Below are 551 nucleotides of genomic sequence, written 5' to 3' on the forward strand. Positions count from 1 at the left end.
GCCAGCATCAGGGGCGCGTTCCACGGGGTGATCAGCACGCTCGGCCCGGCCGGGTCCCACGAGACGTGGTTCGTGTGGCCCCGGGTCTCGAAGTCCTCGTGGTCCAGCTTCAGCAGCCAGTCCGCGAAGAAGCGGAAGTTGTGCGCGACCCGGGGCATCACACCACGGCGGTGCGACCGGAGGAGGGCGCCGTTGTCGTTGGTCTCGACGATCGCCAGCTCTTCGATGCGCTTCTCGACGCCGTCGGCGATGGCGTGGAGGAGGCGGGCCCGTTCGGTGCGCGGGGTGGCGGCCCAGCCGGGGAAGGCAGCCTTGGCGGCGGCGACAGCGGCGGAAGCCTCGGCGGGGCCGCCGCGAGCGATCTCCCCGAGGACACGGCCGTCGATGGGCGAGTTGTCGGTGAAGGTGGCGGCGGATGGCACGCGTTCGCCACCGATCCAGTGCCGGGTGTCGACGGAAACTCCGGCGACGGTGATTCTGTCGGCCATGAGAATGGCTCCTTCAAAAGGAAGTTGTTGAGGTGGACCGGACTTTTTTCGCCCCCGCCGCCC

1 protein-coding gene is annotated in these 551 nt (G+C 69.5%); it reads right to left on the minus strand.

Translation table 11 applies throughout. The features are described from left to right. Positions 1 to 488, minus strand: a 488-nt coding sequence (locus tag AOK08_RS47440; protein ID WP_241827021.1) for an aldehyde dehydrogenase family protein, incomplete at its 3' end; no start/stop codon positions are given. Between the last annotated feature and the right edge of the window lie 63 nt (positions 489 to 551).

This window comes from Streptomyces graminilatus (assembly GCF_001418565.1).
Classification (GTDB): domain Bacteria; phylum Actinomycetota; class Actinomycetes; order Streptomycetales; family Streptomycetaceae; genus Streptomyces; species Streptomyces graminilatus.